Annotated in this window: 3 protein-coding genes; all 3 read right to left on the bottom strand. The window is 44.5% G+C overall.

All coding sequences use genetic code 11. From position 1 onward, the window contains the following. A partial coding sequence (locus ABZB17_RS17410; protein WP_372651997.1) for an ABC transporter substrate binding protein occupies nucleotides 1-1,645 on the bottom strand: 1,645 nt, incomplete at its 3' end. Nucleotides 1,646-1,823: 178 nt separating this feature from the next. Beyond that, nucleotides 1,824-5,927 carry an FAD-binding and (Fe-S)-binding domain-containing protein gene (locus ABZB17_RS17405; protein WP_372651995.1) on the bottom strand — a complete coding sequence of 1,368 codons (4,104 nt, stop codon included), beginning with the start codon at nucleotides 5,925-5,927 and terminating at the stop codon, nucleotides 1,824-1,826. A gap of 18 nt (nucleotides 5,928-5,945) precedes the next feature. Further along, nucleotides 5,946-7,601 (bottom strand): L-lactate permease, encoded by a 1,656-nt coding sequence (locus ABZB17_RS17400; RefSeq protein ID WP_372651993.1) that lies wholly within the window; start codon nucleotides 7,599-7,601, stop codon nucleotides 5,946-5,948. Nucleotides 7,602-8,010 lie beyond the last annotated feature (409 nt).

The raw sequence follows: 8,010 nt of genomic DNA, 5'->3' as shown, positions 1-8,010 counted from the left end.
GCTCCCAGGCGTTGGCAATTACCCGCACCAGTGTTAAAAGCAGGCGTTGTTCGTCCTTTTCCCAAACGTGCGGCTCCTGGAAAGCAAAACCGGCCATCCCGTTTATTTTATCCACCACTTTTATCGGAATCAGCATTACCGAACGGATACCCCGATTTTCAAAAAATTGCCTTTCGCCTGCGCTTAGCTCCGAAAGATCGGGGCTTACAATGGTTTCATTATTAAGAATCCGTGTGATGATATTTTGCATAGCCTCGGTGCGGCTACTGTCCATTTCTTCTATGCCTTCTCCTTTTTCCGAGGTCATGGAACCGATAATCTGGCCAATCTTATCGTCTTCGGTAAAACTGTACAAGCTTACTTTTCCCACATGAGTTGACCCCGTAATAGCATTCAAAACCTTATCGATCACCTGTGTGAAATCGTTGGTGGAATTCAGGTAGGTTACGATTTCGGCCATTAGCCGCTGTTGTTTAAATGCCAGCGTTAGGTGCTCCTGTTTTAAGAGCAACAATTTCTCGGCTTTTTTACGGCGCTGAACCGACCGGCTTAAAACCAGGATAATAACAAAAGCCACTACCAGCACCAAAAGCACCATTACGATAGTTGTTTTGTTGAGGGAATAAAAATTCATCGGTTTGTTGATGATCCGGGCCTCGGCAGGAAGTTTGTTTTTATCGATGTTATACTTTTTCAGCAGATTCTGATCGAACATGTAAAGCCCCTGCAAATCTTCTTTTATGGGAATTCCCGATATTTTTTCACCATGCAAAATACGTAATCCCATTAATGCCGCTTCTTTCCCGTGATCGATACCGCGGATTAGCTTTCCGCCAACGATGCCCCGGTTTAAAAAGAACTCCCAACTGGAATAAACCGGTACTTTTGCATTTTCAGCTACCAGCCTCGATTCTTCTTTGTACGATATAAATTCCTGGTTTTTATCCTTGTTGAAGGTGAGCATCAGGATCAGGTCGGGCGAATTAACACGGGCCACTTCTTCAGCCAGTTCATCAAAGCTTACATTATCGATAAAACGAAGTTTGTTTCGGTAATTTTCGGGCAACGCATCCAGCATCATCCGGTTAATTTTGGCTGTGGTGGTGTACAAATCGTTCACCACATAAATGAGCCCCGATCCGGGATGCAGTTTCTCCATGATATCGATGGTTGCCTTAAAATCGGGGCGTTCGGTTATCCCGGTAATCATTCCATCGTTGATAACGCGCTCATCGATTTGCTGGTTAATTCCACAAAAAACAACGGGAATATTCTTGTAAATTTCCTCGCGGTTATCGAGCAAAAATTTCAACGCATCGTCGTCGACCGTTATAATCAGATCAAATTGATTTTGTTGCAGACGTTCGCGGTAAAATCGTTCAATCCGAGAAAAATAAAGCGAATCGGTGTATCTTTTTGTATCGAGGTATTCATAAAAAAGTTCGACTTCTTCATCGTGTGCCGACATAATTTCCTGAATTCCGCGCGACACATTATCCGACCAATCCAGCCCCTGGTGATACGAATGCAGCACCAAAATTTTATGCGACGGCTGTTCGTAAGCAAATACCGATACCGTAAAAATGAAAAATAGGGGAAGCAGTAAACAACCGAAGAACATCTTCTTTATTTGTGATTTTTTCATAAGCCTATTCCTGTCCCTAATTTTGTTTTAAGATAAACAATTAAATATAAGTTTTTCTTTCAATCATAATGAAATAAATCAGAAGGAGTTGGAGATGCCAACTATGCTCCATAACGAAAACAGGGGAAACTACAAGTAGTCTCCCCTCCCTCCTCAACTCAATACCTCTGCTGGAATTCTAGAATGAATATTTCACATGTAATTGCAAGCGGGTGTTTCCCACTTTCTCCACATCCGTTACATTCAAACCGGAATCGGCTGTGCCGTATCCTGCATAAGTTTGGTTTAATTCCAACATCACTTTAATTACCTGGTTTCCCATTATTACTCTTGGCGATATTCGCGCAACATAATCAATGTTAGTGCCCCGGGCATAAACCTCTCCGCCATTGGCAATTGGGTCGCTGCTACCCAAATTGTTAGCCATACCGGCGAAAAGGCCAAAATTCACCTTCGTAAAGCGCGTCATTACTTCTGTCCACCACGAAAAAGTATTCACCGGTGTATATTTAAAACTGTTTGTTTCTGTATTGATTTCGCTAACCCCATAACCTCCAAGCATGGTTAGATCGGTACCGTTTTGTGCATAAATACCCTGAAGTTTAAAAGTCATCGATTTGCTTTTTAGAACGGTATATGCAATAGCATGATAGGTTCTGAGTGATTCATCCACATAATTGCCGTCGCTGTTTACAAAGCGCGGAACAAGGCTTTTGGTTCCGGCTACTAAACCAATCAGGCTTTTGCCCGGTGCACCGTATTCCAGGTGCACATCAAATTCAGGAATCGACGACTGGCGAATATAAACAGAGCTGAGTCCTTGCGGCCCGAGCGATTTGTAATCCAGCTGCGATAAAGCGGTTAATGATCCAACAAATTTGTCAGAAAACTTGCGCGTCACTCTGATTTGCGGATTTCGTGCCAGCGTTGAAATTGGCGCCGCCGCTCCCCACGACGAAACCTCGGGGTAGCACGACAAAACAAACATCGGGTTCCAGTATTGGCCAATCATAATGCTTGTTTTGTCATAGTCGAGTTTGGCCATGGCGTGACGCAAACGTACCGTACCGATTTTATCGTTTGCATTTCCAACAAAATCGAATTCAATAAGACTGCTTAAATCTCCGCCCCACAATTTGGAGCCTGAAGATTTTGCTCGCAGACGGCTGTGCAAAGCAAAAAAGTTAAAGTTGCCTTTTGCGTTAATATCAACTCCATTATCATCGTAAACAATAGGCGCTGGATATAGAACCACATCGCCGTCGCGGGCCGAAACTACCTGCCGGCTGTCGAAAACCGCCTCGGTAGATACAAATCCGCCTACTTCCACTTTTATCTTGTCCTGTGCATTCACCAAAGATGTTAACGACAGCAGTAAAATCATCACTGCTGTTGCCATTTCAGTTTTGGTTTTCTCTTTAGCAACAGTTTTGGTTTCCTTTTTAACCGATTCTTTTTTGGGTGCCGGTTCGGTAACCTGATCGACCAGATACACTATTGATTTGTGGGAAATTCCACTGTTTTTCGACAAACCGATCTCACATGTTCTTGAAGTGGAATACCCCTGTTTTACGTCATCAGGCAGCTGAATCTTTAAATTACGAAGGCCATGTTCGTTTAGTTCGGGATACGAAAAACCCCTGTCGCCTGCAAAACCACAACAGTTGGTTTCGGGCTGAACTACTTTTTCAGCACATAACTTCGCCAGATCGACCAAACGGGCGTCCATTCCCATTTTTTTCATACTGCAAACCGCAAATACCGAAACGGGCTCAGCCACCGGAGTAAAACTTAATTCATCTTTTAAATATTCCCAAATAAACTCTACCGGTTCGTATAATTTTAAGCGGTCTTTCATATTTTCTTTCATGGTAAACAGGCATGGGCTCATATCGCATAAAACCGGATATTTGCCGTATTGGCTGGCACTTTTCAACGCTTCTTCCAGTTCATTCGATTTTCTCAAGCCCTGCTCCTTAAATCCTTTGCTGGAATAGGACATTCCGCAACAAAGACTATTCAACTTCTCGGGATAGATAATTTCGTATCCGGCCTTTTTTATCAGGCGTTCCATAACAGCAGTCAGCTGTTCTTCTCCTTTTTGATCTTTTGATTTTCCCATCGACCGGTTGATACACGACGGGAAGTAAACCACCTTTTTAGGATTTGCCGAATCGACCTTACCGGGCACTATTTTTTTCGCACCCGATGGCATGTATTCGTTCCAAAGCGGCACTTTTTTGCCCGAAAGTTTATGAATACCGTTTGAGGCAGCGTTCATAAAAACGGTTCCCAGCACCGAATGTGCAAGATTTACAACCGACAGTGAACCACGCATAACTTTGGTGGTTAAGGCCATATGATCGGCCAGCCAGTCGGCCACTTTGTTTTGCTTTGGTGTATGTTTTTGATAACGAATTTCCTTGATCAGTTTTCCGGTATCGATTTTCACAGGGCAACTTAAGGCACAAAGCCCATCGGTAGCACAGGTTTCGTTTCCCGAATAATTGTACGAATTTTCGAGGGCCGCCAATTCATGAACTTTCTCGCCGCTTACCCGCAAACGTGAAATCTCGCGGTAAACCGCCACACGCTGGCGTGGCGACAAAGTTAGTTCGTTGGCCACACACGAGGGTTCGCAAAAACCACACTCAACACATTTGTCCACCTTTTCTGATGCAGCCGGAAGCGGTTTCAGATTTTTCAGATGCGATTGCGCATCATCGTTCAGGATAACTCCCGGATTCAGCAAATAATGAGGATCAAAAATCTGCTTGATCTTTTTCATCAAATCATAGGCTTCTTTTCCCCATTCGTGCTCAACATAAGGGGCCATGTTCCTGCCCGTTCCGTGTTCCGCCTTTAAAGCGCCGTCGTATTTATCAACTACCAGTTTCACCAGGTCGTCCATAAAATTCTGGTAGCGGGTTACTTCTTCTTCGCTGGCAAAATCCTGCGTAAACACAAAGTGCAGGTTTCCTTCCAGCGCATGACCAAAAATCACTGCTTCGTCATAACCGTATGTCACAAAAAGAGCCTGCAAATCGAGCGTAGCCTGCGCCAGTTTTGGCACCGGAAAAGTCACGTCTTCGATAATTACGGTTGTGCCGGTTTCTCGCATGGCACCCACCGATGGGAATAAACCTTTTCTGATCTTCCACAAAGCCATAAATTCAGACGGCACATCGGTAAATGATACCGGAATTTCGGCAGGAATATCGCTTATCGTTTCTATAATTTCATCGATCTGTTCAGCCAGAACTGTTGGCTCTGATGCCCGGGTTTCCACCAGAATGGCACTGGCTCCTTCCGACAAATCTTTCAGGTAAGCCGGCACTCCGTCCTGATCTTCAACCGAACGAAGACCTGCCCGGTCGATCAATTCGACCGCAGCCACCGGGGCACTTTTTAACAACGAAACCGCGTTACATGCTTTTTCAATATCCGGGAAAACCATCAGTGAACTGGCTTTGAATTTATGTTCGATTACCGTTTTGTAGGTGATCTCGGCAATAAAACCCAAAGTTCCTTCCGAGCCGATCATAATGTGTTCTATCACATCAAAGGGATCGGTAAAATCGACCAGCGCATTCAGACTGTAACCCGTTGTATTTTTCATTTTGAACTTGTCGCGGATACGCTGCGCCAAAGGCTCGTTGGCATTTACCGATTCCACCAGCTCGGTGAGGTTAGCCAATAGTCCTGCATGCGTTTCCCTGAAAGCTTCTTTACTTTTTTCATCACCGGTGTCGAGCAAAGTTCCATCGTGGAAAACAATTTTCATGCTTTCAACCGTTTTGTAAGAGTTCTCGGATGTACCGCAACACATTCCGCTGGCGTTGTTGGCAGCAATTCCGCCAATCTGAGCCGCATTTATCGACGCCGGATCAGGACCTATTTTACGTCCGTATTTCGCTAAAATAGCATTGGCACGTGCTCCGATAATTCCGGGTTGCAAACGAATACTCAGGCCGTTCGCCAGTACTTCGTGCTTTTGCCAGTGAGCGCCGGCAATCACCAGTATCGAATCGGTGATGGCCTGACCTGAAAGACTTGTTCCGCCCGCACGGAAAGTAACCGGTAGTTTTCGTTTTTGGGCTTCCTTTAATATCGTTGACACTTCGTTTTCGTCCCTGGCCTTGATTACCAGCTTTGGAATCAGGCGATAAAAACTCGCATCGGTTCCCAATGCCAGTGTGTGCATCGGATCGTGAAACATTCGGTTCTCATCGATCACCGACAATAACGAATCGTAGAGTAATTTATATTCTCCGCTAAGCATAATTTCTTTGTTTAAATTTTAAAGTGGTAATGGATTTAGCCCCATAAACAGAACGGATCCGAGAATCAGCAGAATGATCAGATAATAGGCAAACGAGGGCACCGAATTGGTGCGAATAATCCTTCCTTCCGACCCGATGCAACCAACAGTAGCCGACACGGCCACCACGTTGTTCACACAAATCATATTTCCAACACCTGCGCCAATTCCCTGCATAGCCAGAATCAGAATTTGCGGTATGCCCAGCAAGGTTGCTGTTTCGAACTGGAACGAAGCAAACAGGATATTTGAAACCGTTGCAGAACCCGACATAAAAGCACCCAAAATGGCTATAAGCGGTGCAAAAACCGGGTAAGCGTGTCCCGAGATAGATGCAGTTGTACGCGCCATTTCAGTAAGCATACTCTCCAAGCCTGCCCCGTTTGTTCCCGAGTTTAGCATGATCTGCACCAAAGCAACCCCGCTGAATAAAGCTATTGCAGCTCCTTTTATTTGATTGAAAGTCATTTTCCAGGCTGCCTTTACCTCTTTCATCTTCATTTTATGAAAAACGTGGGTGAACAACGCTACCACAATAAAGGGCAGCGTGCCCGGTAAGTAGGCCCATTTTAAGGCATAATCAAGTTTATCTATTCCGAATAAATTATTGATTTGTATGGTTTGTGCTGCCAAAATTCCTTTTAATCCAAATTGCGGAATACGTGTCACAACCAGGATGACCGCGATGAGCAAATAAGGTGACCATGCACGAAGCAGTGACATTTTTGCTTCGCCAACAGTTCCGGTGTCGGTATTCGAAAACCAGCTTTTTGCCCACTTCGATTCGTGCGGAAAGTCCCAAGTTTTTTTAGGAACAAAAAAACCTTTTTTAGCTGCCACAATTATAATTCCCAAACCAATAAACGATCCCACCAAACTGGGTAGTTCGGGACCGAACACCACAGCGATTAGTGCGTAAGGAACCATAAATGCCAGGCCGGCAAATAAGGCAAAAGGTGCAGCCTGCAAAGCAGGTTTAATCGATTTCTCCTTACCAAAAATCCGGGTCATAATCATTAAACCCAGCAAAGGAAGCAGCGTACCAGCCACCACATTGGGCAATGCCACCCATTTGGTCAGCATCATTTGAAACACCGTCGGATCGGCTCCAACCTGTTGCAAATTGGTTTCGAGCGTGCTCATTGCGCCAAAAATGGGCGTTCCAACTGCGCCAAACGGAACAGGGACACTGTTAAATATCAGCGCCACGATTGCCGCAGCCAGCGGAGGGAAACCCAGTCCGACCAGCAGTGGCCCTGCCAAAGCCGCAGGAGTACCGAAACCGGCAGCGCCCTCGATAAATGCACCGAACATATAACCGATGATGATCGCCTGAATCCGGCGATCGCGGGTGATTCCCTGAAACCCGTTGTTAATGGATGCCATGGCACCCGATATTTTTAATGTATTCAGAATCAGAATGGCTCCGAATATGATGATCAGAATGTCCATTGCTTTTAAGACACCGAAAAAAGAATATGCGGTAACACTCAGAATATCGATCTTCCAATAGACCAATGCTATTAAAACAGCCAGGCCCCAGGATAACGGAAGCGCCTTTTTTGCTCCCCAGTTAAATCCCGCCATCAATACGATTGTTACTACAATTGGTAAAAAAGCCAATAACGCGTTCATAAGTTTTAGATTTAAATTAAACATCAAAGCCATCTTGGTTTGCGATGACGTGACCCTAAGCCAATTGGAATGCCAAAAAATCGAAAAGCTGATTTCTTACCGAAAAAGAAAACTCTTAACAACTGATTTTCTGATTATTACGGTTTGTATTTTTGATTTTGGGGGAGAATTGCCTACTGAATAAAAACGGGCCATTTGGAACATGCGGGCCATTTGGAACGCGATAATCGGGCGAATGTGCCATTTGGAACGGGGTGGAATTTTAAAAATAGGGACTCTTTTAATGTACATTTAGAACACAAAGGGTACCTTTTAAAAAAAACAAACTTGAAAATTCAGAAAGGAAATTGAAATAAAGTACAATTATAAGTGCCTCGTTTTATACCAAACAAAAAGCGCTTAAATCAAT

Origin of the sequence: Draconibacterium sp. (assembly GCF_041583095.1) — a bacterium.
In the GTDB taxonomy this organism is placed as follows: domain Bacteria; phylum Bacteroidota; class Bacteroidia; order Bacteroidales; family Prolixibacteraceae; genus Draconibacterium.
Note: the sequence above shows the minus strand (reverse complement) of the source record. Positions and strands in the feature narration are given on the sequence as shown.